Consider the following 26,477-nt stretch of genomic DNA (forward strand, 5'->3'; position numbering starts at 1 on the left):
ACCCTCTACCCCTGACATCCCCCAACAGGCCGCTACCGTGACCTTGCACATGACCACGCTGGCGGGCGGCAACGCCCTCAGCTCCTTCCGCGCCCAGCAACTTCAACCCGCCCTGGAGGCGATCCACCCCAAGATCAGTGGCATTGCAGCGCGTTTCGTGCACCTGGTCGCCACCGACGCGGCCCCCACACCCACCGATCAAGAACGCCTGGCAGCACTGCTGACCTATGGCGACCCGTATGCAGGCCCCGAAGACGGTGCCGTGCTCATCGTCACGCCCCGCCTGGGCACGCTGTCACCCTGGGCCTCCAAGGCCACCGACATTGCGCGCAACTGCGGCATTGCCATCCGCCGCGTGGAGCGCATCACCGAATACCGCATCACGCTCAAGGCGGGCCTGCTGGGCAAGGCGCCCGAGCTGACCGCCGAGCAGCTGGGCCAGATTGCCGCCCTGCTGCACGACCGCATGACCGAGTCCGTGGTGGCCGACCGCAGCGCCGCCGCCGCGCTGTTCACCGAACTGCAGCCCGCGCCCATGGAGCATGTGGATGTGCTGGCCGGTGGCCGCGCTGCGCTGGAAGCCGCCAACACCCGCTTCGGCCTTGCTCTGGCCGATGATGAAATCGACTACCTCGTGACCGCGTTCACGGGCCTCAAGCGCAACCCCACCGACGTGGAACTGATGATGTTCGCGCAGGCCAACAGCGAACACTGCCGCCACAAGATCTTCAATGCCCAGTTCACCATCGACGGTGTGGCCCAGGACAAGAGCCTGTTCGGCATGATCCGCAACACCCACCAGCTGGCGCCGCAGCACACAGTGATCGCGTATTCGGACAACGCCTCGGTGATGGAAGGCCATCAGGTCGAGCGATTTGTGGCAAAAATGGCTGCTACCGCGCATCCATCAAGCGCTAATAGCTATCAAAAGAGTAGCGTTACCCAGCATGTGCTGATGAAGGTGGAAACGCATAACCACCCCACGGCCATCTCGCCCTTCCCAGGCGCCTCCACCGGCGCGGGCGGCGAGATCCGCGACGAGGGCGCCACCGGCCGGGGCTCCAAGCCCAAGGCGGGCCTCACGGGCTTTACGGTGTCCAAGCTCTGGGGCAGCACCGTGGGCAAGCCTGAGCACATTGCCAGCCCGCTGCAGATCATGGTCGAAGGCCCCCTGGGCGGTGCGGCGTTCAACAACGAATTCGGCCGCCCCAACCTCAACGGCTACTTCCGCGAGTACGAGCAGAACGTGGGCGGCGTGCAGCGCGGCTACCACAAGCCCATCATGATCGCGGGCGGCGTGGGCGTGATCGACGCCGAGCTGACCAAAAAGATCGAATTCCCTGCAGGCTCGCTGCTGATCCAGCTGGGCGGCCCCGGCATGCGCATCGGCATGGGCGGCAGCGCGGCCAGCTCCATGGCCACCGGCACCAATGCGGCCGAGCTGGACTTTGACTCGGTGCAGCGCGGCAATCCCGAGATCGAGCGCCGTGCGCAGGAGGTCATCAACCATTGCTGGGCGCAGGGCAGCAACAACCCCATCCTGGCGATCCACGACGTGGGCGCGGGTGGTTTGTCCAACGCCTTCCCTGAGCTGACCAACGACGCGGGCCGTGGCGCCCGTTTTGACCTGCGGGCCGTGCAGCTCGAAGAGTCTGGCATGAGCCCGAAGGAAATCTGGAGCAACGAGTCGCAAGAGCGCTACGTGCTGGCGATTGCGCCCGAGTCGCTGGAACAGTTCAAAGCCTTTTGCGAACGCGAGCGCTGCCCGTTCGCCGTGATCGGCACGGCCACCGAAGAGCGCCAGCTGGTGTTGCACGACCCCGCTGCCACGGCCGAAGACCAGAAGCTGCCCGTGGACATGCCCATGAACGTGCTGCTGGGCAAGCCGCCCAAGATGCACCGGGACGTGAAAACCGTGGAGCGCCAGTTCGCGCCGATGGAACTAACCGGCGTGCCGCTGCAAAAGGCCGTGATCGACGTGCTGGCCCACCCCACCGTGGCGTCCAAGCGCTTCCTCATCACCATCGGCGACCGCACTGTGGGCGGCCTGAGCCACCGCGACCAGATGGTCGGTCCCTGGCAGGTGCCCGTGGCTGATTGCGCTGTGACGCTTGCCGATTACAAGGGCTTTGCGGGTGAGGCGATGAGCATGGGCGAGCGCACGCCGCTGGCCGCCATCAACGCGCCCGCATCGGGCCGCATGGCCGTGGCCGAGGCCATCACCAACTTGCTGGCGGCACCCATCGAGCTGCCGCGCGTGAAGCTGTCGGCCAACTGGATGGCCGCCTGTGGCGAGCCCGGCGAAGACGCCGCGCTGTACGAAACCGTGAAGGCTGTGGGCATGGAGCTGTGCCCCGCTTTAGGCGTGTCCATCCCTGTGGGCAAGGATTCGCTGTCCATGCGCACGCAGTGGAGTGAAGGCGCGGACAAGAAGAAGGTCACCTCCCCCGTCAGCCTGATCGTGAGCGCCTTCGCATCGCTGTCCGACGTGCGCGGCACGCTCACGCCACAGCTCAACGCCACTGAGGCCGACACCACGCTGGTGCTGATCGACCTGGGCAAGGGCCAGAACCGCATGGGAGGCAGCATCCTGGGCCAGACGCTGGAGCAAAGCGGCAATGTGGTGCCCGATGTGGACGACCCCAAAGACCTGGTCAACTTGGTCAACGCCGTGAACGCCCTGCGCGCCAAGGGCCAGATCCTGGCCTACCACGACCGCAGCGATGGCGGCCTGCTGGCGGCCGCGGCCGAAATGGCCTTTGCGGGCCATGTGGGCGTGGCGCTCAACGTGGACCTGCTGGTCACCGAAGGCGACGGCATCAACGACAGCCGCATGGAAACCGGCGACGCCAAGAACTGGGCGCAGCAGGTCAGCGCCCGCCGCGAAGAACTCACGCTCAAGGCCCTGTTCAACGAAGAGCTGGGCGTGCTTCTGCAGGTGCGCACGGCAGAGCGCAACGACGTGATGCAGGTGCTGCGCGAGCACGGTCTGTCCAAGTTCAGCCACTTCGTGGGCAAAACCCGCCCAGTGTCGTCCGAAATCGACGCTGGCAAGGGCGAACTGCAGGTCTGGCGTGACGCCAAGGCCGTGTTCAGCGCGCCTTTGGCCGATCTGCACCAGGTGTGGGATGCCGTGAGCTGGAAGATCTGCCAGCAGCGCGACAACCCCGCCAACGCAGATGCCGAACACGCGGCCGCAGGCGAGCCCACCGACCCCGGCCTGCACGTGCACCTCACGTTCGACGCGGCCGATAACGTGGCCGCTCCATACCTCAACCTTGCCAAACCCAAGGTGGCCATCCTGCGCGAGCAGGGCGTGAACTCGCACGTCGAGATGGCCTATGCCTTCACCGAGGCGGGCTTCGAGGCCTTCGACGTGCACATGACTGACCTGCAGACCGGCCGCGTCAAGCTCGAAGACTTCAAGGGCGTGGTGGCCTGCGGCGGCTTCAGCTATGGCGACACGCTGGGCGCTGGCATTGGCTGGGCGCGGTCCATCACCTTCAACCCGGTGTTGGCCGCACAGTTCCAGGGCTTCTTCGGTCGCACCGACACGTTCGGCCTGGGCGTTTGCAACGGCTGCCAGATGTTTGCCGAGCTGGCCGACATCATCCCCGGCGCACAAGACTGGCCACGCTTCACCACCAACCAGAGCGAGCGCTTCGAGGCCCGCCTGTCGCTGGTGGAAGTGCTCGAATCTCCCAGCCTGTTCCTGCAAGGCATGGCGGGCAGCCGCCTGCCGATTGCCGTGGCGCATGGCGAGGGTTATGCCAACTTCAAGTACCGGGGCAACGCCGACAAGGCCATTGCCGCCATGCGCTACGTGGACAACCACGGCCGTGCGACCGAGCAGTACCCGTTCAACCCCAACGGCAGCGCGGGTGGCCTGACGGCCGTGACCACCGCCGATGGCCGCTTCACGGCCATGATGCCGCACCCCGAGCGCGTGTTCCGCAACGTGCAGATGAGCTGGACCAGCGAGGACAAGGCCCAGTACAGCGGCTGGATGCGCATCTGGCGCAACGCGCGCAAGTGGGTAGGCTGACCCTGGTTGCCGTTCAGGCAGCACGCGTGACTGGGAACGGGGCTTCGGCCCCGTTTTTCATGGGGCGTTGATATCAGCAGGATTGACGCGGGTCATTGCTATAGTCGGCGCTTTTCATCCATTCCAAGGACTCCCCATGGCCTCTGGCAGCCTGCTTGCCCTGCTCGACGATATCGCCACCATTCTGGACGACGTGGCCGTGATGACCAAAGTGGCGGCCAAGAAGAGTGCGGCCATGGCCGACGACGTGTCCGTGATGACCAAGGTGGCGGCGCAGAAAACCGCAGGGGTGCTGGGGGATGACCTGGCGCTCAATGCCCAGCAGGTGACCGGGGTGCGCGCCGAGCGCGAGATTCCGGTGGTCTGGGCCGTAGCCAAGGGCTCGATGATCAACAAGGTCATCCTGGTGCCCGCTGCGCTGCTCATCAGTGCGTTTGCGCCCTGGGCTGTGACGCCGTTGCTGATGGTGGGGGGCGCTTTCCTGTGTTTCGAGGGCTTTGAGAAGGTGGCCCACAAGCTGCTGCATTCCGAGCATGAAGACGCAGCCGAACATGAAAGCCATGCCAAGGCCAACGCGAACCCGGCGGTGGACCTGGTGGCGTTTGAAAAAGACAAGATCAAAGGCGCCGTGCGCACCGACTTCATTCTGTCGGCCGAAATCATTGCCATCACCCTGGGCACGGTGGCCAGCGCGCCCTTCGCGCAGCAGGTGGCCGTGCTGTCGGGCATCGCCATCATCATGACCATCGGCGTGTATGGCCTGGTGGCGGGCATCGTCAAGCTCGATGACCTGGGCCTGTGGCTCAGCAACAAGGCCAGCAGCGCGGCTCGGGCGCTGGGGGCAGGCATTGTGCGCGCGGCGCCCTGGCTGATGAAGGGCCTGTCCGTGGCGGGCACGGCAGCGATGTTCCTGGTGGGCGGCGGCATCCTGGTGCATGGCGTGCCTGCGCTGCACCACGCCGTCGAGGCCGCAGCCAACGCAGCAGGCCAGTGGCCCGCAGGCGGGGTGTGGAAGGTGGTGGCCGAGAACCTGCTCAACGCCGTGGTGGGCATTGTGGCCGGGGGCCTGGTGCTGGCCGGTGTCACGCTGGTGCAGCGCCTGCGCGGCAAGTCCACAGCGTAAACACGTTCTAAGAATGGGCATGCCTTGATGTAGATCTAAGGGTTAGTACCAGGGCCTTGAGTTAAGGCAAGGCCGGTGGGCAGGTGCAACGGTTCAATACATGCACGGGGGTCGTCCCCGTCCAACCGATGCGAAATCACCATGAAAAAGAACCTGCTGGCTGTAGCTGCCCTGTGTGTCCTGTCTTCTGGCGCTGCCCTGGCGCAACAGGCTGAAGGCCCCTGGATGGTCCGTGCACGTGCGGTGCACCTGGACAGCGCCAACAATGACAGCACGCCCCTGGGCCTCACGGTCAACAACAAGGCGATTCCTGAAGTCGATATCACGTACTTCTTCAACAAGAATATTGCTGCCGAGCTGATCCTCACGGTGCCGCAAAAGCACACGTTGCGCGCCGGCGGCGCAGCCATCGGCACGCTCAAGCACCTGCCACCGACACTGCTGGCGCAGTACCACTTTGATGCCCCAGGCTTCAAACCTTATGTGGGCGCGGGCCTCAACTACACGCGCTTTTCCAGCGTGAACCTGCCTGCCGGTGTGGACATCGACCGCAACAGCTTCGGCCCCGCGCTGCAAGTGGGTGTGGACATCCCGCTGGCCAAGAATCTTTACCTCAACTTTGACGTGAAGAAGGTCTTCATCAAGACCGATGTGACTGCGGGTGGTGCCAAGCTGGGCACCTTCAAAGTAGACCCTGTTCTGGTGGGCGTGGGTCTGGGTTGGCGCTTCTGAGGTGCCGCCCGCCATCGCCCCGGCGATGGCGGGCTGTGCCCGGAAAGCGCCTTTGCGGCGGCGCTGGTCAGCCCGCACTGCGGCGGTACAACGCCAGTGAGGCGGCCAGCGCCAGCAATGCCCCCCCGCAGCAGCGGTCCAGCCACCGCACGGCACGGCGGTGCAGCAGCCGGATGGCACGTGCGCCGACCAGCGCATAGGCCAGCATCACCACCGCATCGAGACTGGCAAACACCACCGCAATGGCTGCGTACTGCGGCCAATGTGGTGCATTGGCATTGATGAACTGCGGCAACAGCGCCGAGCAGAAAAGATAGCCCTTGGGGTTGGTGACCGCCACCAGAAACGAACGCAGGAAGATGCTGCGCGGCGTGGCTGCCGCCCCTCCAGCGCCCGGTTCGCCCCCTGCGGATGCAACATCCAGGCCCCCGTGCGAGCGCAGCAGCCGCCATCCCAGCCAGGCCAGATAGGCCGCCCCCAGCCACTTCACCACCGAGAACCAGAACTCCGACGCGGCCAGCAGCGCGCCCAGGCCCAACGCCACCGCGCCTACAAGCACGAAGTCGGACGTGACCGCACCCAGCATGCCCGGCAGGGCCCGGCGTACGCCGTAGCGCGCGCCATTGGTCAGCGCCAGCAGCACCGTGGGGCCCGGCGTGGCAATGGCCACCAGTGCCACCAGCGAGAAGACCAGCAGGGTGGCGAGTGTCATGCCGCCATCCCACAACCGGTGGCGGGTTTCACGTTGCTGATGCGGATGCCGGTGTTACCGGGCCATTGGTTCCTGTGACTCTTTGTGCTGTGGCGGGGCATGGAGGACATGGCATGGTGTGGTCGGGATGTATGGACCCAGCGTAGGCCGCAGGCAGCCCTTTCACAAGGCACAGATGCCGCAATTTTGGGCAGTACACCTGCGCTTCATGGCCTGCTCCCCGATGGCTGCCCGCGCACGGCCTGTGGTGGTGCCAGCGCCACATCGGCCCCCCACATGCGCGCCCACAGCCAGGGCAGGGCGGTGGCCAGGTCGGGCCGTTGCCACTGCTGGGTGGTCGGGCGCTGGCCCCCAGCCATCTCTGCCGGGCTGCCCAGGTTGAAATGAAAGGTGTAGGTGGGCTCGTTGCCCATGCGCAGGTCGGTGATGAAGACCTCCCCCCCGGCCTCGCTCATCTTGAAGAAACCGTGGCTGAACCGTGTAATACGGTCCACCAGGGCGTTGCCCTGGTAGCGCGCATACAGGTCTGCGCCCCGTTCGTGGGCGGTCCAGTGCACAGGGCGGTCGCCGTCCAGCAGCCCGTAGTAGCCCTCGTAGTAGTGCGTGGGCGTCACGGCCACGGCGCGCCACAGCAGGGTGTTGAAGGGCGCGGGCGTGACGAGCAAATTGCCGGGCGCCAGTTGCGGCACCGGGGCGTGTGCCAGAAACCGCTGCGTGGCCATCTGCTGCGCGGCCACGCTCCAGCCCAGGTAGGCCGTGCTCAGCACCAGCCCGGCGCGCGCCCAGGCAATGCCGCGCCCGTGGCGCAGCAGCAGCGCCAGCAGCACGCCCAATAGCAGCGGCAGGGTGTAGAGCGGGTCGATGATGAACACGCTGCCCACGGCGTACGGCGTGTTGGTCAAGGGCAGCAGCAGCTGTGTGCCGTACACCGTCATCCAGTCGAGCAAGGGGTGGGTGACCAGCGCCAGCCACAACGCCAGCCACCAGCGGGTAAACAGATCAGGCTCCCGGTGCAGGCGCGACACCAGCCAGGCCAGCGGCGCCGACAGCAGGGTGAGGTAGAGCAGGGCATGGCTTTCTGCGCGGTGCAGCACCATGTTGAGAATGGCGTCGCCATGGTCGATGAGGGCGTCCAGGTCGGGCAGCGTGCCGGCAATGCCGCCCCAGAGCGCGGCCTTCCACACGGCGGTGCGGCGGCCCAGGGTGGCGATGCTGACGGCGGAGCCCAGAACGAGTTGGGTGACGGAATCCATGCGGTGGAGAAGGTGGGCTGGGCAGATGGGGTAGTGGATTGTGGTGGGTGGCGGCCATTCAGGCCTGCACCACCAGTGCAAACTCGGCCCGCAAGCCATCGGCCGACGGCGAAAACGGCACTGTGAGGGCCGCACGCTCCGCCGCGGTCAGGCGGCGCCAGAGGAAGTCGTTCGCGTTGCCTGGGTCGCCCGCCACATACATCTGCGTGGTCAGCAGCTCGCGATCGGGAAGGCGCACCTTGAAGTGGATGTGGGGCGTGCGCCCCGCGTAGGGCGCGGGCCGGATGGTGCGGAAGCGGTAGCGCCCGTCGCGGCCCAGCACCACGCGGCCAAAGCCCTGGAAGGCCGGGGCGGCCTTGTCACCATCGCCAGGGTGGTGGTAGTGGCCGTCTGCATCGCATTGCCAGATCTCGACCGTGCCACCCGCCAGGGGCACGCCCTGCGTGTCCGTGACCCGGCCTTCCACCCACACGGGTTGACCATCCACATAGCGCATCAGGCCGTTGCGCAGCAGGTCGCCATCGCTGTCCGATGGGAACCGGACCGGGTAGTACGGCCCCTCGGTCTGGCGCGGCGTGGGGGCCAAGGCCCCTTGCGCCAAGGCGGCGGGCACCAGGGCCGGGGCCACCACCAGGGCGCTGCCCCAGAGCCCTTGCCGCAGCAGGCGCCGCCGCGTGGGCCCCGAGTCCGGTGAGGGGCGCGTGTCGATGCCCGGTGAGGGGCAAGGGCGGGGGCTGGATGGCGTTGGACCGGTGCGGGTGGGCATGGGGCACTCCTGCAAAAAAAGGTGGGCACAGCGGCGTTGGAGCGGGGCCCCGGGCGAAAGTGCCCACAAAAATGGCAATGGAGCACCGTGCCAGGCGCGGGCTGCGGCAGAAATGGCGTGTACACAATGTCATCCAGGCGGCGCACAATGGCCTGCTGGCGGTGGGGTGATTGTTTGGCACCCCCGCCTGGGTGCGGGATGGTCTGCGGGAGCCCCCAGGGCCTCGGGGCCGTTCTGTTGGATGAACCAGCGGCGCATGTGCGCCGCGTGAGACGCCTCGACACAACCCATGCATTTGCCCAGCCCCACCGACGACATCACGCGCGGCCTGAGCCAGCGGCCCGCGAGCATTTCGCCCAAGTATTTCTACGACCAGCACGGCTCCCGCCTGTTTGAAGAAATCACCCGCCTGCCCGAGTACTACCCCACCCGCACCGAAACCGCGCTCATGCAGCAGCATGCGGCCGACATTGCCCGCGCCGTGGGGGTGGGGCGCACGCTGGTCGAGTTGGGTGCGGGCAACTGCCAGAAGGCCCGCACCCTGTGCCGGCTGGTGCAGCCCGCATGTTTTGTGGGGGTGGACATTTCGGCCGACTTTTTGCAGGCGGCGGTGCAGGGCCTGCGTGACGACTTCCCGGGCCTCGATGCACGGGCCGTGGGCGGCGACATGACGCAGGGCGTGGCCCTGCCCGACGACATCCCGCGCACTGGTAGGCTGGTGTTCTACCCCGGCTCGTCCATCGGCAACTTCGACCCGCCCCACGCGCTCGACCTGCTGGCCCACATGCGCGAGCTGATCGACGACGACGGCGGCTTGTTGATTGGCATCGATCTGCCCAAGGACGTGGACGTGCTCGAAGCCGCGTACGACGATGCGGCGGGTGTGACGGCCGCCTTCAACCGCAACGTGCTGCGGCATGTGAACCGGCTCATCGGCAGCAACTTCGACGTGGAGCAGTGGCAGCACCGCGCATTTTTCAACCAGGGTGCGTCGCGCATAGAGATGCACCTGGAGGCCATGGCGGACTTCGATGTGCAATGGCCCGGCGGCGGCCGTCGGTTTGAGCAGGGCGAGCGCATCCACACCGAGAACAGCTACAAGTACCCCCTGCGCGTGTTCACCGACATGCTGGAGCGCGCCGGGTTTTCGCAGGCCCAGGCCTGGACCGACGACCGGGGCTGGTTTGCCGTGGTGCACGCCAGGCCCTGAAGATTTCTGGTATGACCAACATGGATTTTGGTTCTCCACTCACCGGGCTGCTGCACCGCTACACCGCTGTGCGCAACCACACAGAGGCCCTGGTTGCCCCCCTGTCGGCCGAGGATTGCGGCGCACAGTCCATGCCCGACGCCAGCCCCGCCAAGTGGCACCTGGCGCACACCACCTGGTTCTTCGAGACCTTTGTGCTGGAACCGCACGAGCCGATGTTTGCGCCATTCAACCCGGCGTTCCGTGTGCTGTTCAACTCCTACTACAACGGCGTGGGCGCCAGGCACCCGCGCCCGCAGCGGGGCCTGCTCACGCGGCCGCCGCTGGCCGAGGTGCAGGCTTACCGCGCCGATGTGGACCAGCGCATCGCGCGGCTTATGCCCGCCGTGCTGCAGAGCGATACGTTGCGCGCACTGGTTGAGCTGGGCTTGCAGCACGAGCAGCAGCACCAGGAGCTGCTGCTCACCGACATCAAGCACCTGCTGTGGTGCAACCCCATCTTTCCGGCCTATGGCGATGCCACCACCCCGGTGGGCGATCCCGCCATCACCCCCGCCACTGCGCCCCCGGGCTGGGTGCGTCTGGGAGGAGGGCTGGTGGACATCGGCCACGGCGGCACCGGTTTCGCCTTCGACAATGAAAGCCCGCGCCACCGCTGCTACCTGGCGCCGTATGCGCTGGCCTCGCGGCTGGTGACCTGCGGCGAGTGGCTGGCGTTTGTGCAGGCCGGGGGTTACCAGCAACCCGCCCACTGGCTGGCCGAAGGCTGGGACTGGCGCGTGGCCCAGGGGCTGGAGCACCCGCTGTACTGGCATCGCCCCGTTGGCGACGGCCTCTGGCAGGTGTTCACGCTGGCGGGGCTGCAGCCTTTGCAGGCGGCGCTGCCGGTGTTGCATCTCTCGTATTACGAAGCCGACGCCTATGCCCGCTGGGCAGGCGCGCGCCTGCCCACTGAGGCCGAATGGGAACACGCCGCGCAGCCCGCCCCAACCGGCAGCCCTGGACTGGAGCAGCTGTTTGGCACCGCCTGGCAGTGGACCCAGTCGAGCTACGCCGCCTATCCCGGCTTTCACCCGGCCGAAGGCGCGGTGGGCGAATACAACGGCAAGTTCATGGTCAACCAGTACGTGCTGCGCGGCAGTTCGTGCGCTACGCCGCCGGGGCACGCGCGCAGCACCTACCGCAACTTCTTTCCTGCCACTGCACGCTGGCAATACAGCGGGCTGCGGCTGGCGCGTGACGCATGAGTGGCCTCACCGCGCTATCTGACGCGCTCAGGTTCCATGCGGAAGGTGTGCTGCAGGACCAGGCGGGCGGGTTCCCCGTTGCGTAGCAGCGGCGCAAATCTCCAGCGGCGCACCGCATCGATCGCCGGCTTGTGCAAGGCATCATCCCCTGTGCCAGACAGCACACGAACGGTGCCGACAAGTCCGCTGGGCATGATCTCGAACGACACCGTCACATCGCCGCGTGCTTTGGATGATGTGTCATTCAGCAGGAAGGACGGGTAGCGCGGCAGCGGTGCCTCTAGCAGCGACAAAGGCGCATCCAGCGGAGGCGACACCTGCTTTTGCAGCAGTTGCTCGTCCTCCTTCTGGCGAAAACTGGCGACGTGGGAATCGGTCACATCCGCTCCGCGCGGCGGGATGGACGGTGTGGAGCTGCAGCCGACCAGAATCAGCAGGCCGAGCGTGGCCGGAGCAAGAGAGGATAGGCGGGACATGGCGATCTTGAATCAGGGCACCCCGCGATCTGCGGGGCAGACCCTCCAGTATCCCGCAACCTGCGCTGGCTGTTGCCGACGGCTCAGACGGCGTCGAGGGCCTGCACGAGGTCGGCCCGCAGGTCGTCGATGTGTTCAATGCCCACCGACAGGCGCACCATGTTCTCGCTCACGCCCGCCTTGGCCAGCTCTTCGGGGTTGAGCTGGCGGTGGGTGGTGGATGCCGGGTGCGTGGCCAACGACTTGGCGTCACCGATATTGACCAGGCGCGTGAAGAGCTGCAGAGCGTCGAGGAAGCGCGCCCCGGCCGCACGCGGGTCGGCGTCGGTGCTCTTGAGCCCAAAGCTCAGGATGCCCGAGGCGCGGCCGCCCAGCTGGCGTTGCACGATGGCGTGGTCCGGGTGGTCGGGCAGGCCCGCGTAGCGCACCCATTCCACCTTGGGGTGGCTTTTCAGGTACTGGGCCAGCGCCAGCGTGTTGTCGCAGATGCGGTCCATGCGCAGGGCCAGGGTCTCGATGCCTTGCAGGATCAGGAACGCGCTTTGCGGCGACAGCGCCGCGCCCGTGTTGCGCAGCGGCACCACGCGCGCACGGCCAATGAAGGCGGCGGGGCCCAGGGCTTCGGTGTACACCACGCCGTGGTAGCTCACGTCGGGCTCGTTCAGGTGCGGGAAGCGTGCCTTGTGCTGTGCCCACGGGAACTTGCCGCTGTCCACAATCGCGCCGCCCACGCTGTTGCCGTGGCCGCCCAGGTACTTGGTGAGCGAATGCACAACAATGTCGGCGCCGTGCTCGATGGGGCGCAGCAGGTAGGGACTGGGCACGGTGTTGTCCACGATCAGCGGCACGCCGTGGTCATGCGCCACCTTGGCGATGGCCGCGATGTCGGTCACGTTGCCCAACGGGTTGCCGATGGATTCGATGAAGATCGCCTTGGTGCGCGCATCGATGTGCTGCGCAAAGCTAGCCGGGTCGCGCGGGTCGGCAAAGCGGGTGGTGATGCCTTGCTGGGGCAGCGTGTGGGCAAACAGGTTGTAGGTGCCGCCATACAGCGTGCTGGCCGACACGATGTTGTCGCCCGCCTCGGCAATGGTCTGGATGGCGTAGGTGATGGCCGCCATGCCCGAGGCCACGGCCAGCGCGGCAATGCCGCCTTCGAGCGCCGCAACGCGCTTTTCGAGCACGTCGGTGGTGGGGTTCATGATGCGGGTGTAGATGTTGCCCGGCACCTTCAGGTCGAACAGGTCTGCGCCATGCTGGGCGCTGTCAAACGCATACGCCACCGTCTGGTAGATGGGCACGGCCACGGCCTTGGTGGTGGGGTCGGGGCTGTAGCCTGCGTGTACGGCCAGGGTCTCGATTTTCATGAAGGCTGTCTCTTTCGTTGAAGGGAAGGGAGTGGAGCAACCGCGTTCCACCCACGGCGGGCGTTGCTCGATGTGCCGAAGGCGCGGGCCATTCTGGCACCGCAGGCCCCTGGCGTCATCGAATCGTTGGCTATGTGCTTATGAGGTTCTTGTGCGTCCAGGGGCCCTGTGCGTGTTCACGCTGCGGGCTCATCCAGTGCGTTGTCTATGGGCTCTGGTGCAGTGCGCCGCTGTTGCTGGCTGCGCCGCCAGGCCTTTTCGATTTCCACGACCACCAGCACCACCAGCGCGGCGCCAATGCACAGCGCCAGCTCGCCCAGGCTCAGCGGCTCGGTGCGGAAGATGGGGTTGAGCCAGGGCACATAGATGGTCGCCATCTGCAGCGCAAACGTGAGAAGTACCGCGCCCAGCAGCGGGCGGTTGCTCAACAGCCCCAGGCGCCAGATGGGCTCGGACTCGGAGCGGATGGCGATCACATGCGCCATCTGCGCCAGCGTGAGCACGGTGAACACCATCGTCTGCCAGTGCGCGCGCCCGGTGTGCAGCGCCCAGGCCTGCACCGCCAGGCACAGGCCGCCAATCAGCAGGCCCACGCCCAGGATGTGCTGCCACATGCCGTGGGCAAACAGGCTCTCGCGCGGCGCGCGGGGCGGGCGCTGCATGATGCCGCGCTCGGCCGGCTCGGCCGCCAGCGCCAGACCCGGAAGCCCGTCGGTGACGAGGTTGACCCAAAGGATGTGGATGGGCAGCAGCGGGATGGGCAGCAGCAACAGCGGCGCAAGAAAGATGGTCCAGATCTCGCCCGAGTTGCCCGTCATGGCGTAGCGCACAAACTTGCGGATGTTGTCGTAGATGCGGCGGCCTTCGCGCACCGCCGCGACGATGGTGGCGAAGTTGTCGTCCAGCAGCACCAGGCTGGATGCCTCGCGCGCCACGTCGGTGCCACCCTGGCCCATGGCTACGCCGATATCTGCGCGTTTGAGGGCCGGAGCGTCGTTCACACCGTCACCCGTCATCGCCACGAAGTGGCCCCGGGCCTGCAACGCCTCGACGATGCGGATCTTCTGCGCCGGGTCCACGCGGGCGTAGACCTGCACCTGCTCCACCTTCGCCTGCAGCTCGGCATCGTCCAGCGTGGCCAGGTCGGCGCCGGTCAGCACCGGCGCATCGGCGTTGTCGACGATGCCCAGGCGGTGCGCAATCGCGCGCGCGGTGGCGGGGTGGTCGCCCGTGATCATCACCGGCGTGATGCCGGCGCTGAGGCAGTCGCGCACTGCCGCCTGCGCCTCGGCGCGGGGCGGATCGATGAGGGCGATGAGGCCCAGCAGTTCCAGCTGGTTTTCCACCGCGTCGATATCGTTGGTGTCCGGCAGGCGGGCGTGGCTGCGGCGGGCGAGGGTGAGCACCCGCAGGCCCTGGGCGGCGAGTTGCTGGGCAGTGGCGAGGACCTTGGCGGTGTCGAGTGCGGCAGCGCCGTCGGGTGTCCAGTGGGCGGTGCAGCGGGGCAAGAGCGATTCCGGCGCGCCCTTGGTGTAGGCCACAAACCCGTGCGCATCGCGGTGGAAGGTGGTCATGCACTTGCGGTCGGAGTCAAAGGGCTGCTCCTGCACGCGGGGGCTGGCAGTGTCGAGCTGAGCCTTGTCCAGCCCGCCCGCGTGGGCGGCCAGCACCAGCGCAGTTTCGGTGGGGTCGCCCAGCCACTGCGTGCCTGGGGCGTCGCCGTCGCCTTGCGCCTGCCGCGTGGCGTCGTTGCACAGCGCGGCGGCGCGCAGGGCTTCGGCATGGGCGGGGCCGGGCAGGGGGTCGCCGGGCACCCAGCGCATGCCCTGGGCCAGCAGCAGCTCGGCATGCATGCGGTTTTGGGTCAGGGTGCCCGTCTTGTCGGAGCAGATGGTGGTGACCGAGCCCAGCGTCTCGACCGACGGCAGCCGCCGCACCAGCGCATGCACGGCCACCATGCGGCGTGCGCCCAGGGCCAGCAGCACGGTCACCACGGCGGGCAGCGCCTCGGGGATGGCTGCCACGGCCAGGCTGATGGCCGTGAGGGCCATCAGCAGCGGTGCCTCGCCGCGCAGAACGCCCACCACAAAGATCACCGCGCAGATGCCCAGAACCGCAATCGCCAGGCGCTTGCCAAACGCCGCCAGGCGCAGTTGCAGCGGCGTGCTGCGGTCGCCGGTGTCAAGCAACGTGGCCACCTTGCCCAGCTCGGTGTGCATGCCGGTGGCCACCACCAGCCCGCGCGCCCGGCCATGCGTGGCCGTGGTGCCCTTGAAGGCCATGTTGGTGCGGTCGCCCAGTGCGCCCACATCTTCGGCCGCCAGGGCCTCGGTCTGCTTGGCCACGGTGACGGATTCGCCCGTGAGGGCCGATTCATCCACCTGCAGCTGCGCGATCTCGATGAGCCGCAGGTCGGCGGGGATCTGGTTGCCTGCCTCCAGCAGCACGATGTCGCCGGGCACGAGCACGGTGGCAGGCACCACCTGCACCGCACCGCTGCGCAGCACGGTGGCGTGCGCAGCCGCCAGTTGCCGCAATGCAGCCATGGCCTGGTCGGCGCGCCATGCCTGCACGAAGCCGATGACAGCATTGAGCACCACGATGACGAGGATCACCAGCGTGTCGGTGACCTCACCCACCAGCCCCGAGATGACGGCCGCGCCCAGCAGCACCAGCACCATGAAGTCCTTGAACTGGTCGGCCAGCAGGCGCCACCAGGGGCGGTCTTGCGATGCGGCCAGTTCGTTGGCGCCATGGGTGGCACTGCGGCGCCGGGCCTCGTCAGCATGCAGGCCTGCGTCCGGGTTGACGCCATGGGCCTGGGCCACAGCCTCGGCGGGATGCAGGTGGGGGGCTTGGGTAGGGGGCATGCGGCAATCTGGACAGAGGCCGCATGCCGGGGGATCAATGCGCGTTCTGCGGCCGGGCTTTGTAGAACTGGAGCGGGGCTTCCGGCACCTGGTTCAGCACCTGGCGCTTGATCTTGCCCACCACGTGCATTTCACAGGGTTTGCAGTCAAAGCGCAAGGTCAGCTTTTCCTTTCCATTGATCAGCATCAAGGGTTCTGCCTTGATGGTGCCCTGGACACCCGTCACGCCCTTGGCCTGCTTGGGGCACAGGCTCATGGAGAAGCGCACGCAGTGCTTGGTGATCATGAGGCTGACTTCGCCTTCCTCTTCATGCGCCTCGTAGGCCGCGTCGATCACCTTCACACCGTGGCGTACGTAGAAGTCGTGCGCCTTGTGGTTGAACACATTGCCGAGGAACGAGAGCGTGTCCTCAGGGTAGGGCGCGGGGGGCTCCACCGGCGTGGCGCGCTGCAGGCGCGTGAAGTTGTGGGCGCGGCTGGCTTCCAGGTCGGCAAGCGCATCGCGGCGCAGCGCGTTGAGCACCGAGGCGGGCACAAACCACGTCTGCGAAAGCTGCAGCGCAATGTCGTGCACCGCAAAAACGGTGGCGCCAAAACGGCCCAGTTGCTCGCGCAGGCTGGCTTCGGCCTTGGCTGCGTCGGTGGCGGGTTGGTGCGGCTGCTGCACTTCGGCACAGCCCACGTTGCCGTCTTCGTCGGTCAGCATCAGGCTGAAGCCGGAAGGTGTCTCGCTCAGGTGCGCCCACAGGCCGATGCGGCGGTCGCTGGACTTTTTCTCCAGCGTGCGCACCCAGTCCATGTCGCGGTTGCGGTTGATCTCGGTGCCTTTGCGCAGATCCTTGAAGCCTTCCATCGGGTCTTTCGGATACACGCGCCACTGGCCCACGCTGCGTGCCGACACGGGCTCGGCCACGTTGATGGCCATGCCCACCAGCTCCTTGTGCAGGTCGTAGTAGCACAGGCCGTCGCCGTTGTGGAGCACGGTGGCGGGGTCGCTCACTTCCAGCTCCACAAAGTCGGGCCCCACCTTGGTCACCCAGCCAATGGCCTGGCCGGGGTTCTTGGGGCTGTCGAAGGCGCCGATGTCCTCCTTGCGGCCGGTCACGAAGTAGTCGGTGAACTCGCGGTTGAAATTCTGTAGCGGGTCGGGCGTGAAGGTGAAGGTAGTGGCGCCGCTGGACGAGCGCGACAGCGGCCGGCTCGCGCTTTCACGCTCTTCCAGGATCTCGTCGATGAGCGTGCGGTAGTGGGCGGTGATGTTCTTCACATAGCCCATGTCCTTGTAGCGCCCTTCGATCTTGAAGCTGCGCACGCCCGCGTCGATGAGGGCGCGCAGGTTGTCGCTCTGGTTGTTGTCCTTCATGCTGAGCACATGCTTGTCGTGCGCAATGAAGCGGCCCTGCGCATCTGTCACCTGGTAGGGCAGGCGGCAGGCCTGGCTGCAGTCGCCGCGGTTGGCGCTACGGCCCGTCTGCGCATGGCTGATGTTGCACTGGCCGCTGTAGGCCACGCACAGCGCACCGTGGATGAAGAACTCGATGTTGGCGCGGCCCGGCGCATCCACCGGGCCCAGCGCCTTGTGCACGGCCGCAATCTGCTGCACCGTCAGCTCGCGTGCCAGCACGATTTGCGAGAGGCCAACGTCCTGCAGAAAACGCGCCTTCTCGGGCGTGCGGATGTCGGTCTGGGTGCTGGCATGCAGCTGGATGGGGGGCAGGTCGATTTCGAGCAGGCCCATGTCCTGGATGATGAGCGCGTCAGCGCCCGCCTCGTACACCTGCCAGGCCATCTGGCGCGCGGCCTCCAGTTCATCGTCGCGCAGGATGGTGTTGAGCGTGATGAAGATGCGGCTGTTGAAGCGGTGCGCGTGTTTCACCAGGCGCTCGATGTCGCGGATGTCATTGCCCGCGCTGGCGCGTGCGCCAAACGCGGGGCCGCCGATGTAGACGGCATCGGCACCGTGGTTGACGGCTTCGATGCCAATGTCGGCATCGCGCGCGGGGGAGAGCAGTTCGAGCTGGTGGGGCAGGAGAGACATGGGACGTGATTATCCCAGCGTGCCTTGCCGGGCGGTGGGCGCCGGCCTCATTAGCGTGGTTAATGCCGGAGCAAATTGCTAAGTTTGCATAGCAAATGCGGCAAATGGCCGCTGGCATGGCTAGGATGCGGGGCTTGTTGTGTACAAGATCGGTGCACAACAAGCCCGCATTGAATGATTCTGGAGACCTCGTACCGTGTTTTGCCCCGCTTCTGCTTCCTCGCCCCTGTTCCGCATTTCTGCCCTGACTGCTGTTGCGCTGGCCGCCAGCGTGGCCTCTGCGCAAGACGTGCAAACCGTCAAGATCGCCCACGCGGGCCCTGTGTCGGGTGGCATTGCCCACATTGGCAAAGACACTGAAAACGGCGTGCGCCTGGCCATTGACGACCTGAACGCCCAGAACCTCGTCATCGGCGGCAAGAAGATCAAGTTTGAAATTGCGGCCGAAGACGACGCAGGCGACCCACGCCAGGCCACCGCCGTGGCGCAAAAACTGTGCGACCAGAAGGTGGCGGGCGTGGTGGGGCACCTGCAGTCGGGCACGTCCATCCCTGCATCGGCGATCTATGCCAAGTGCGACCTGCCCCACATCACGGCCTCGGCCTCCAACCCCGACCTGACCAAGCCCGGCCACAAGACTACCTTCCGCCTGATCGCCAACGACAACGCGCTGGGCGCAGCGCTGGCGTTGTTCGGTGCCGACCACCAGAAGCTCAAGAGTGTGGCCATCATCGACGACCGCACGGCCTACGGCCAGGGGGTGGCCTCGGTGTTCAAGGCCACGGCCCAACAAAAGGGTCTGAAGGTGGTGGCGGAGGAGTTCACCAACGACAAGGCCACCGACTTCATGGCCATCCTCACCGCCATCAAGAACAAGAAGCCCGACGCGATCTTCTACGGCGGCCTGGACGCGCAAGCCGGCCCCATGCTGCGCCAGATGGAGCAGCTGGGCCTGGGCAACGTGAAGTATTTTGGTGGCGACGCGCTGTGCACCGAGAAGCTGCCCGAACTGTCGGGCAAGACCCCCGCGCTGAAGAACGTGACCTGCGCCACGGGCGGCGCATCGGTGGACAAGATGCAGGGCGGCGCCGACTGGAAGAAGCGCTACGACGCCAAGTTCCCCGGCCAGTTCCAGATCTACAGCCCCTATGCCTATGACGCCGCCATGGTGTTGGCCGACGCGATGAAACGCGCCAACTCGGTGGACCCCAAGGTGTTCACCCCCTTCCTCGCCAAGACCGAGTACAAGGGCGTGACGGCCAACATCGCCTTCACCGCCAAGGGCGAGCTGACGACGCCCGCAGTGACGCTCTATACCTTCAAGGACGGCAGCCGCGTGGCGCTGAACTGAGGCCCGCTGCGTTAGCGACACCTTCAACGGCCGCCGCGTGCGGCCGTTTTTGCGTGCGGGGTTTGCATTTACAGTCGGTCGCTGAGCCAACGGGCGGCTGGTGCCCGGCAAGGAGCGGTCTTATGCGTGCAGTGTTTGGATTGGTGGGGCTGGTTGTGGTGCTGGCCATCGTGGGCCTGCTGGCCAAAAAGCAGTTGTCGGCCACGCGCGCCCCGGTGCCCGCGCTGCAGACGGCCCCGGGAGCCGCACCCGCATCGGCACCCCCGGCCACCGTGCGCGAGCAAAGCCAGCAGGTGCAGCAACAGGTCAAGCAGCAAATGGAAGGCCTGATGCAGCAGGCGCGCCCCATGCCCGAGGATGCCGCCAAATAATGAATAAAAATGGCCGCTTCCGCGCGGCTGTATTCATTTTATTGCTATTAATATTGAAATGATAGGCAAAAACCCCGACGACACCCACTGGATGCGCCTGGCCCTGGCCGAGGCGCAGGCGGCCGCGCAGGCGGGCGAGGTGCCTGTGGGCGCCATCGTGGTGAAGGACGGCAAGGTGATTGCCACGGGCCGCAATGCCCCAGTGCAGGCCCACGACCCCACAGCCCACGCCGAAATCGTGGCGCTGCGCGCCGCAGCCCAGCAGCTGGGCAACTACCGGCTCGACGGCTGCAGCCTGTATGTGACGCTGGAGCCCTGCGCCATGTGCAGCGGCGCCATGCTGCATGCGCGCCTGGCCCGCGTGGTCTATGGCGCGGAGGAACCCAAGACGGGCGCCGCTGGCTCAGTGCTCAACCTGTTCGCTCACGCCGAGATCAACCACCAGACCGAGGTACTGGGCAGCGTGCTGGCCGACGAATGTGGCAGCCTGCTGAGCGGCTTTTTTGTAGAGCGCCGCCGCCAGCAGCGCGCCGAAGCGCTGGCCCGCCACCCGCTGCGCGACGATGCACTGCGCACGCCCGATGCAGCGTTTGCCGATTTGCCCGGTTACCCGTGGGCGCCGAAGTACATCAGCGACCTGCCCAGCCTGGCGGGCCTGCGTTTGCACTATCTGGACGAAGGCCCGCCAGACCCGGCGATGGCGCCTCGCACCTGGCTGTGCCTGCACGGCAACCCGGCCTGGAGCTACCTGTACCGCCGCATGCTGCCCGCCTTTCTGGCTGCAGGCGACCGCGTGGTGACGCCCGACCTGATCGGCTTTGGCAAAAGCGACAAGCCCAAGAAGGAGGGCGCCCACCAGTTCGAATGGCACCGTCAGGTGCTGCTGGAGTTGATTGAAAGGCTCGATTTGCGCAACGTGGTGCTGGTGGTGCAGGACTGGGGCGGCATTCTGGGCTTGACGCTGCCCATGGCGATGCCCGAGCGGTTCAACGGTGTGCTGGTGATGAACACCTTGCTGGCCACGGGCGACGCGCCCCTGCCAAAGGGTTTTGTAGACTGGCGTGCGATGTGTCGCGGCAAGCCGCTGTATGGGGTAGGGCGCCTGCTGGCGCGTGGCAACCCACACCTGAGCCCCGCCGAATGCGCAGCCTACGATGCGCCGTTCCCCGACAAAGGCTACCGTGCCGCGCTGCGCGCGTTCCCCGAACGCGTGCCCGCCGCCACCGAAGACCCGGGCGCGGCCTTGTCGCGCGCGGCCCGCGATTTCTGGCAGCACCAGTGGCAAGGCCAGAGCCTGATGGTGGTGGGTGCCCAAGACCCGGTGCTGGGCCTGCCCACCATGCGGGCCCTGCAGCAAACCATCCAGGGCTGCCCCGAGCCCGTGGTGCTGCCGGATGCGGGCCACTTTGTGCAGGAGCATGGCGAGGTGATCGCCGCACGGGCTGTGGAATACTTCTCGTTTCCTGGCACTGGCAGCTCTAACGGCTGACACAGCGCCAGACCTCTCTTTTTGACGGAGCAGGCCCTCGGCGGGTCTGAGCGCTTTGCACGACCACGATCACGACCATTCCCAGTGCCACCACGACCACGGTCCCAAGCACATCTACATCTATTCGCCCTCCAGCGCCGTGCGCGACAAGGCGGCCTTCAAGCGCGGCATTGCGCGGCTCAAGGCCCTGGGCCACGAGGTCGAGGTGGACGCCGATGCGCTGGTCACCCACACGCGTTTTGCAGGCGACGACGAGACGCGGCTGGCCGCCATCCACCGCGCTGCCGCCAGCGGGGCCGACGTGGCGCTGATCTCGCGCGGGGGCTATGGCCTCACCCGCATCCTGCCGGGTATCCGCTACAAGGCCGTAGCCAAGGCCATCGACAAGGGCATGCACTTTGTGGGGGTGAGCGACTTCACCGCCTTCCAGCTTGCAGTGCTGGCCAAGACCGGCGCCACCACCTGGGCTGGCCCCTCGCTGGGTGCGGATTTTGGCGTGGCGGGCGAGCCCGACGACATCATGGAAGCCTGCTTTGACGACCTGCTCACCGGCCACGGTGAAGGCACGGGCTGGCGCATGCACAACGAGAAGCCCAATGCCACCACGGGCAAGCCTGCCGTGCCCAATGTGTATGTGAAAAGCGGCACGCTGTGGGGCGGCAACCTGTCGGTGCTGGCTGCGCTGGTGGGCACGCCGTATCTGCCGCAGATCAAGGGCGGGGTGCTGTTCATCGAGGACGTGCACGAGCACCCCTACCGCATCGAGCGCATGCTCACCCAGTTGCTGCACGCTGGTGTGCTCGCCCAGCAAAAGGCCGTGGTGCTGGGGCAGTTCACCAACTTCAAGCTGGCGCCGCACGACAAGGGCTACAAGCTGCAGTCGGTGGTGGACTGGCTGCGCAGCCAGATCAAGGCGCCGGTGCTCACAAACCTGCCGTTCGGGCATGTCGAGACCAAGGTGCTGCTGCCGGTGGGGGCCACGGTGTCGCTGTCGGTGGAGGCGCGTGATGCGCTGATCTACTGGGGGCACCAGCACTGAGGCCACTGAGGCAAGTGGACCGGGCCGGAGAGTGTGGCCCAAGGGGCCGCTAGGCTGGCTTAGAAATTCCGGAACCGGGGTTCCTGTGGTGCCTGGGGGGTGCGCAGGGACAGCGGCAATTGACCCTGGAACAAGGGGGTGACGTGGTCCAGCACCTTCTGGGCGACGGCCTCGCCCCGCAAGGGCACCAGGGTGTCAAACAGATCGATGCGCAGATACCACAGCGCTTCGATGTCGCCCGCATACCGCAGCCGCATGTTCATGCGCGCCACTTCGCAGCCCGATACGCCCATCAGGCCTTGCAGCATCGCCTTGCGCACTTCCTCCAGCCCCTGGTCGCGCACCCAGGCCGTCGAAGACGGCTTGTCACGGCCAAGCAGGTCGTGCAGGTTGTTGCGGAGATTGGGTTTGTTCCAGCGCATGGGCAGGGCGCACAACGGTTTTTGTAACAGGGTCGGTCAAATTAAGCGGGAGCGAGGATTGACGCAAGGGTGGTGCTCCTGTTTTTGTATAAAGACAACACGCCAACCCCGTTTGTTGCGAACTTTTACGTATTTCGCGCAGTTGCTTGCAATGCCCTGACACCGCTTGGGCATGCCATGTACTGAATGGTGTGTGGGTGGGGCTTGAAGGTGCATGCGTTCCCTTTTGCCCCTGGCCAGGTGCCCGGAGGTGGGTGGCCTGGAGCGCGCTGGTGGAGGCGCCACACCCGGCTCAGGATTGTTGACGCTTGGGTGGGTGCGTCTTCGTTGAGCTTGCACTAAACTGATTCACATGATGTTACTAATAGGCCACCGTTCATGAGCGTGCTGTCAACGGTGGTCTTCGCGGACATTTCGGGCAGTACCTCGTTGTACGAAACGCTGGGCAACGAGCGTGCCACGGAAGCCGTGACGCAGGTCACCCAGTGGATTGCCGACACCATCGAAACCCACGGGGGGCGGGTGGTCAAAAAGCTGGGCGACGGCGTGTTGTGCGTGTTTGGCGACGCGGCCGGGGCCGTCTCGGCCACCGCCACCATGCTGCGCCAGCACCAGGAGCGGCTGGGCCGCTGGCCGCAGCCGCTGCGCATGGACATCCGCGTGGGCGTGGCCAGTGGCGAGGTGGTGGATGTGGATGGCGATTGTTATGGCGACGCGGTCAACGTGGCCTCCCGCCTGTGCGAGCGGGCCGGGCCCGCCGAAATCTGGGCCACCGAGACCACCGTGCTGCTCGCTGGCTCGGCGCCCGATGCCTGGTACCGCAAGCTCGGCCACATGGAGATCCGGGGCAAGGCCGAACTCCTCATGCTCTACCAGGTGGAGTGGCGCGAGAACGAGGAACCCGACTCCCTCACCATGCAGGCGGCGCTGGCCAGCAGCTTTGCCCCGGTGGACCCGATCCTGGGGGAAATCCAGTTTTCGTGGCATGGGGTGAACATGTCGTTCACCTCGTCGGACGCCCCCGTGCATGTGGGGCGCGCCAACCATGCGCAGCTGTGCATCAATGATCCCCGGGTGTCGCGCCTGCATGCACGCATCGACTGGCGCAACAGCGGTTTTGTGCTCACCGACATGAGCAGCTTTGGCACCTGGGTGCGGTTTGAAGGCAGCGATTCGCCCGTGCGGCTGCGCCGCGATGCCTGCATCCTGCACGGCAATGGGCAGATAGCGCTGGGCGTGCCTTTTACAGAACCCAGCGCGCCGGTCATGAGCTTCCAGGTGGTGGGCACCAGCGTGCACCTGGGCTGATCGTTTTGCCCACTGCAGGTTCGATGCCGCAGGCTGCTGGCCTGCAGGCGTGCCAAGGGACGTGCGGCTAAACACTCAGATGACACAACACAACAGCAGGAGAGACAAGACATGGCGTGGATGAAGCGGACGGCCGTCGGGCTGGTGGTGGCGGCGTTGCTGGCGGGCACGGGCGCGGCGGTGTATGTGCAGCGCAGCTTTGCGGTGGTGGATGGCACGCTGCAGGTGCCGGGGCTGCGCGAAGCCGTGCGTGTGCAGCGAGACCCATCGGACGTGACCCATGTGCACGCACAGACCCCGCAGGACGCCTGGTTTGCCATGGGCTACGTGCATGCGCAGGAGCGCACCTGGCAGCTCGAATTCAACCGCCGGGTCATGCACGGCGAGTTGTCCGAGGTATTTGGCCCCGCCACGGTCGAGACCGACAAGCTCATGCGCGCGCTCGACATTGCGGGCGTGGCCAAGCGCCAGTATGCAGGGCTGCCCCAGTACGCCAAGGACGCGCTGCAGGCCTACAGCCAGGGCATCCACGCCTTCCACAAAAACCGCCCGCAGGCGCTGCCGCCCGAGTTCCATGTGCTGGGAGTGCAGCCCGGCGGCGCGCAGGGCACGGTGTGGGAGCCCGAAGACAGCGTGGGGTGGGCGCTGATGATGGCGCTGGACCTGGGTGGCAACTGGGGCACCGAATTTGCGCGCCTGTCGGTGGCGCGCACGCTCGACACCGACCGCCTCTGGCAGCTGATGCCGCCTTATCCGGGCGAAAAGCCTGCCGCCACGGCCGACCTGGCAGCGCTGTACCGGCAGCTGGGCGTGTACCGCGCGGCCGATGCGGGCTCCACTGCGGCGGCGCAGGGCAGTGCGGCGGACGCGGTCAGCCGCAAGTCGGAAGGCCCGCTGGCCCGGCAGATCAGCACCGGCATGCTGGCCTGGGCCGACGAGCTGACCCGCAACGCGGGCACCAACGAAGGCAAGGGCAGCAACAACTGGGTGCTGGCGGGCTCGCGCACCGTGAGCGGCAAACCCCTGCTCGCCAACGACCCGCACCTGGGCCTGTCGGCCCCGGCCATCTGGTACTTCGCCGGGCTGCAGGCGCCCGCAGGGCAGGCCTCGGACGGCACGCCCATTGCTGCCATCGACGCCGTGGGCGCCACCTTGCCAGGTCTGCCCTTTGTGGTGTTGGGCCGCACCGACAAGGTGACCTGGGGCTTTACCAACACCGGCCCGGATGTGCAGGACCTGTACCTGGAGCAGATCAACCCGGCCGACGCCACGCAGTACCGCACGCCCGAGGGCTGGGCGCCGTTCACCATGCGCAAGGAGACCATCCGCGTCAAGGGCGAGGCCGACGTGGTGCTGCAGCTGCGCAGCACCCGCCACGGACCGGTGCTGAGCGACGTGCAGAAGTCGCACGCCGAGGTGCTGGACCTGGGCAAGTACGTGCTGGCGCTGCGCTGGAGCGCGCTGGACGACGACAACCAGACGGTGCTGGCAGGCTTCAAGACCAACCAGGCCAAGAGCGTGGACGAGCTCTTTGCAGGCCTGGCCCACTACCACTCACCCATGCAGAGCGTGGTGGCGGCCGACGACCAGGGCAACATCCGTTTCAAGGCCGCTGGCCGGGTGCCAGTGCGCGATGCGGCCAACGACATCCGGGGCGTGGCGCCATCACCCGGCTGGGACGCACGCTACGACTGGAAGGGCTGGCTGCCCTACGAACAGACCCCGCAGGACGATGGCAACAAGGGCTGGGTGGCCACCGCCAACCAGCGCGTGACGGCACCCGGCTACCCGCACTTCCTCACGCAGGACTGGGCCTTGCCGTACCGCTACGAACGCATCGCTCAGCTCATCGAAGCCACCCCCAAGCACGACGCGGCCAGCATGCAGGCCATCCACCGCGACGTGGCCTCGCTCGCCACGCGGCGCCTGCTGCCGCACCTGCAGCAGGCGCAGTCCGCGCACCCGCTCGCCGCTGCGGCGCAGAAAGAGCTGCAGGGCTTTGACGGCGTGATGGACGCGGGCCGCGCTGCGCCGCTGATTTTTGTGGCCTGGACGGACGAGCTGGCGCGGGGCCTCATCATCCCGCGCATTGGCGAGGGCCGCTTCAAGGCCACCTATGGCAAGCGCGATTACCGTGCGGCCATCGAAGGCATCCTGGAGCGCAACGACAACTGGTGGTGCCAGCCCGCGACCTGCGCCGAGCAATCCGCCGCCGCCCTGGGGCGCGCGCTCGACCGCCTGCAGGCCACCTACGGCGCAGACCCTGCCCAGTGGCGCTGGGGCGCAGCCCACCCCGCGCTCAGCGTGCACCGGCCTTTTGGCAATGTGCCCGCGCTGGCGCGCTTCTTTGACGTGAGCGTGCCATCGCACGGAGACTCGTACACCGTGAACGTGGGCCAGTACAACGCCGGCGAGGCCAAGGGGCCGTATGTGAACCGCCATGCCGCCTCTCTGCGCGCGGTGTATGACCTGGCGGACCTGGAGCAGTCACGCTTCATCTACCAGACGGGCCAGAGCGGCCTGGTGTTTTCGCCGCGCTACCGCGACATGAGCACCACCTGGGCCGACACCGGCTACCGCGCCCTGCAGCGCCAGCCCGCGCGCTGGGCCCACAGCCTGACGCTGGCCCCCGTAACCCCTCCCACCACCGCACGCTAA

Annotated in this window: 19 protein-coding genes; 11 read left to right on the plus strand and 8 right to left on the minus strand. The window is 66.7% G+C overall.

Going from position 1 to position 26,477, the window contains the following annotated elements; genetic code table 11:
• Nucleotides 1–37: 37 nt before the first annotated feature.
• From purL to CBY09_RS15415, 3 genes are all read left to right on the plus strand, one after another.
• Nucleotides 38–4,045: a phosphoribosylformylglycinamidine synthase gene (gene purL, locus CBY09_RS15405; protein WP_094290482.1), complete on the plus strand. Its 4,008-nt coding sequence runs from the start codon at nucleotides 38–40 to the stop codon at nucleotides 4,043–4,045.
• 136 nt (nucleotides 4,046–4,181) lie between these two features.
• Nucleotides 4,182–5,168, plus strand: coding sequence for a DUF808 domain-containing protein (locus CBY09_RS15410; protein ID WP_094290483.1), 987 nt, complete (start codon nucleotides 4,182–4,184; stop codon nucleotides 5,166–5,168).
• A 141-nt stretch (nucleotides 5,169–5,309) separates the two neighbouring features.
• Complete coding sequence (locus CBY09_RS15415) at nucleotides 5,310–5,900, plus strand: OmpW/AlkL family protein (RefSeq protein ID WP_094290484.1); 591 nt, start codon at nucleotides 5,310–5,312, stop codon at nucleotides 5,898–5,900.
• A 67-nt stretch (nucleotides 5,901–5,967) separates the two neighbouring features.
• On the opposite strand, the gene CBY09_RS15420 is transcribed toward CBY09_RS15415, so the two are convergent.
• The 3 genes from CBY09_RS15420 to CBY09_RS15430 form a co-directional block, all read right to left on the minus strand.
• On the minus strand, nucleotides 5,968–6,612 hold the full coding sequence (locus CBY09_RS15420) for a LysE family translocator (RefSeq protein ID WP_094290485.1): 645 nt from the start codon (nucleotides 6,610–6,612) through the stop codon (nucleotides 5,968–5,970).
• Nucleotides 6,613–6,818: 206 nt separating this feature from the next.
• Nucleotides 6,819–7,865 (minus strand): metal-dependent hydrolase, encoded by a 1,047-nt coding sequence (locus CBY09_RS15425; protein WP_094290486.1) that lies wholly within the window; start codon nucleotides 7,863–7,865, stop codon nucleotides 6,819–6,821.
• A gap of 58 nt (nucleotides 7,866–7,923) precedes the next feature.
• Nucleotides 7,924–8,631: a dioxygenase family protein gene (locus tag CBY09_RS15430; protein ID WP_205734149.1), complete on the minus strand. Its 708-nt coding sequence runs from the start codon at nucleotides 8,629–8,631 to the stop codon at nucleotides 7,924–7,926.
• A 289-nt stretch (nucleotides 8,632–8,920) separates the two neighbouring features.
• Here CBY09_RS15430 and egtD point away from each other — a divergent pair, with 289 nt between their 5' ends.
• A complete protein-coding gene (gene egtD / locus CBY09_RS15435; protein WP_094290487.1) occupies nucleotides 8,921–9,841 on the plus strand; it encodes an L-histidine N(alpha)-methyltransferase in 921 nt (306 codons plus the stop codon).
• An 11-nt stretch (nucleotides 9,842–9,852) separates the two neighbouring features.
• Complete coding sequence (gene egtB / locus CBY09_RS15440; RefSeq protein ID WP_094290488.1) at nucleotides 9,853–11,088, plus strand: ergothioneine biosynthesis protein EgtB; 1,236 nt, start codon at nucleotides 9,853–9,855, stop codon at nucleotides 11,086–11,088.
• Between the two features lie 14 nt (nucleotides 11,089–11,102).
• On the opposite strand, the gene CBY09_RS15445 is transcribed toward egtB, so the two are convergent.
• The 4 genes from CBY09_RS15445 to CBY09_RS15460 form a co-directional block, all read right to left on the minus strand.
• Nucleotides 11,103–11,564, minus strand: coding sequence for an energy transducer TonB (locus CBY09_RS15445; RefSeq protein WP_094290489.1), 462 nt, complete (start codon nucleotides 11,562–11,564; stop codon nucleotides 11,103–11,105).
• Between the two features lie 83 nt (nucleotides 11,565–11,647).
• The gene (locus tag CBY09_RS15450) at nucleotides 11,648–12,931 is read right to left on the minus strand and encodes an O-acetylhomoserine aminocarboxypropyltransferase/cysteine synthase family protein (protein WP_094290490.1); all 1,284 of its coding nucleotides are present in this window, start codon (nucleotides 12,929–12,931) and stop codon (nucleotides 11,648–11,650) included.
• 176 nt (nucleotides 12,932–13,107) lie between these two features.
• Nucleotides 13,108–15,801 (minus strand): cation-translocating P-type ATPase, encoded by a 2,694-nt coding sequence (locus CBY09_RS15455; protein WP_094290491.1) that lies wholly within the window; start codon nucleotides 15,799–15,801, stop codon nucleotides 13,108–13,110.
• Between the two features lie 34 nt (nucleotides 15,802–15,835).
• A complete protein-coding gene (locus CBY09_RS15460; RefSeq protein WP_094290492.1) occupies nucleotides 15,836–17,839 on the minus strand; it encodes a peptidase U32 family protein in 2,004 nt (667 codons plus the stop codon).
• Between the two features lie 226 nt (nucleotides 17,840–18,065).
• Here CBY09_RS15460 and CBY09_RS15465 point away from each other — a divergent pair, with 226 nt between their 5' ends.
• The 4 genes from CBY09_RS15465 to CBY09_RS15480 all read left to right on the plus strand — a co-directional run bounded on the left by CBY09_RS15465 (nucleotide 18,066) and on the right by CBY09_RS15480 (nucleotide 22,089).
• Nucleotides 18,066–19,190, plus strand: a complete 1,125-nt coding sequence (locus CBY09_RS15465) for a branched-chain amino acid ABC transporter substrate-binding protein (RefSeq protein WP_205734153.1) — start codon at nucleotides 18,066–18,068, stop codon at nucleotides 19,188–19,190.
• A gap of 122 nt (nucleotides 19,191–19,312) precedes the next feature.
• The gene (locus CBY09_RS15470; protein WP_094290494.1) at nucleotides 19,313–19,561 is read left to right on the plus strand and encodes a hypothetical protein; all 249 of its coding nucleotides are present in this window, start codon (nucleotides 19,313–19,315) and stop codon (nucleotides 19,559–19,561) included.
• Between the two features lie 58 nt (nucleotides 19,562–19,619).
• The gene (gene tadA, locus CBY09_RS15475; protein WP_094290495.1) at nucleotides 19,620–21,050 is read left to right on the plus strand and encodes a tRNA adenosine(34) deaminase TadA; all 1,431 of its coding nucleotides are present in this window, start codon (nucleotides 19,620–19,622) and stop codon (nucleotides 21,048–21,050) included.
• A gap of 55 nt (nucleotides 21,051–21,105) precedes the next feature.
• The gene (locus CBY09_RS15480; protein WP_094290496.1) at nucleotides 21,106–22,089 is read left to right on the plus strand and encodes an LD-carboxypeptidase; all 984 of its coding nucleotides are present in this window, start codon (nucleotides 21,106–21,108) and stop codon (nucleotides 22,087–22,089) included.
• Between the two features lie 59 nt (nucleotides 22,090–22,148).
• Here CBY09_RS15480 and CBY09_RS15485 read toward each other — a convergent pair whose 3' ends face one another.
• Nucleotides 22,149–22,511 carry a hypothetical protein gene (locus CBY09_RS15485; RefSeq protein WP_094290721.1) on the minus strand — a complete coding sequence of 121 codons (363 nt, stop codon included), beginning with the start codon at nucleotides 22,509–22,511 and terminating at the stop codon, nucleotides 22,149–22,151.
• Between the two features lie 378 nt (nucleotides 22,512–22,889).
• Between CBY09_RS15485 and CBY09_RS15490 the strand changes: the two genes are divergently transcribed.
• A complete protein-coding gene (locus CBY09_RS15490; protein ID WP_205734150.1) occupies nucleotides 22,890–23,819 on the plus strand; it encodes an adenylate/guanylate cyclase domain-containing protein in 930 nt (309 codons plus the stop codon).
• Between the two features lie 111 nt (nucleotides 23,820–23,930).
• A complete protein-coding gene (locus tag CBY09_RS15495; protein WP_094290497.1) occupies nucleotides 23,931–26,477 on the plus strand; it encodes a penicillin acylase family protein in 2,547 nt (848 codons plus the stop codon).

The organism is Acidovorax kalamii, from assembly GCF_002245625.1.
Lineage (GTDB): Bacteria > Pseudomonadota > Gammaproteobacteria > Burkholderiales > Burkholderiaceae_C > Acidovorax > Acidovorax kalamii.

What these genes read in the sequence shown, in the direction of transcription:
- CBY09_RS15410 (WP_094290483.1), top strand. Translation starts at nt 4,182, where the DNA reads ATGGCCTCTGGCAGCCTGCTTGCCCTGCTCGACGATATCGCCACCATT.
- CBY09_RS15415 (WP_094290484.1), top strand. Translation starts at nt 5,310, where the DNA reads ATGAAAAAGAACCTGCTGGCTGTAGCTGCCCTGTGTGTCCTGTCTTCT.
- CBY09_RS15420 (WP_094290485.1), bottom strand. Translation starts at nt 6,612, where the DNA reads ATGACACTCGCCACCCTGCTGGTCTTCTCGCTGGTGGCACTGGTGGCC.
- CBY09_RS15425 (WP_094290486.1), bottom strand. Translation starts at nt 7,865, where the DNA reads ATGGATTCCGTCACCCAACTCGTTCTGGGCTCCGCCGTCAGCATCGCC.
- CBY09_RS15430 (WP_205734149.1), bottom strand. Translation starts at nt 8,631, where the DNA reads ATGCCCACCCGCACCGGTCCAACGCCATCCAGCCCCCGCCCTTGCCCC.
- egtD (WP_094290487.1), top strand. Translation starts at nt 8,921, where the DNA reads ATGCATTTGCCCAGCCCCACCGACGACATCACGCGCGGCCTGAGCCAG.
- egtB (WP_094290488.1), top strand. Translation starts at nt 9,853, where the DNA reads ATGACCAACATGGATTTTGGTTCTCCACTCACCGGGCTGCTGCACCGC.
- CBY09_RS15445 (WP_094290489.1), bottom strand. Translation starts at nt 11,564, where the DNA reads ATGTCCCGCCTATCCTCTCTTGCTCCGGCCACGCTCGGCCTGCTGATT.
- CBY09_RS15450 (WP_094290490.1), bottom strand. Translation starts at nt 12,931, where the DNA reads ATGAAAATCGAGACCCTGGCCGTACACGCAGGCTACAGCCCCGACCCC.
- CBY09_RS15455 (WP_094290491.1), bottom strand. Translation starts at nt 15,801, where the DNA reads ATGCCCCCTACCCAAGCCCCCCACCTGCATCCCGCCGAGGCTGTGGCC.
- CBY09_RS15460 (WP_094290492.1), bottom strand. Translation starts at nt 17,839, where the DNA reads ATGTCTCTCCTGCCCCACCAGCTCGAACTGCTCTCCCCCGCGCGCGAT.
- CBY09_RS15470 (WP_094290494.1), top strand. Translation starts at nt 19,313, where the DNA reads ATGCGTGCAGTGTTTGGATTGGTGGGGCTGGTTGTGGTGCTGGCCATC.
- tadA (WP_094290495.1), top strand. Translation starts at nt 19,620, where the DNA reads ATGATAGGCAAAAACCCCGACGACACCCACTGGATGCGCCTGGCCCTG.
- CBY09_RS15485 (WP_094290721.1), bottom strand. Translation starts at nt 22,511, where the DNA reads ATGCGCTGGAACAAACCCAATCTCCGCAACAACCTGCACGACCTGCTT.
- CBY09_RS15490 (WP_205734150.1), top strand. Translation starts at nt 22,890, where the DNA reads ATGAGCGTGCTGTCAACGGTGGTCTTCGCGGACATTTCGGGCAGTACC.
- CBY09_RS15495 (WP_094290497.1), top strand. Translation starts at nt 23,931, where the DNA reads ATGGCGTGGATGAAGCGGACGGCCGTCGGGCTGGTGGTGGCGGCGTTG.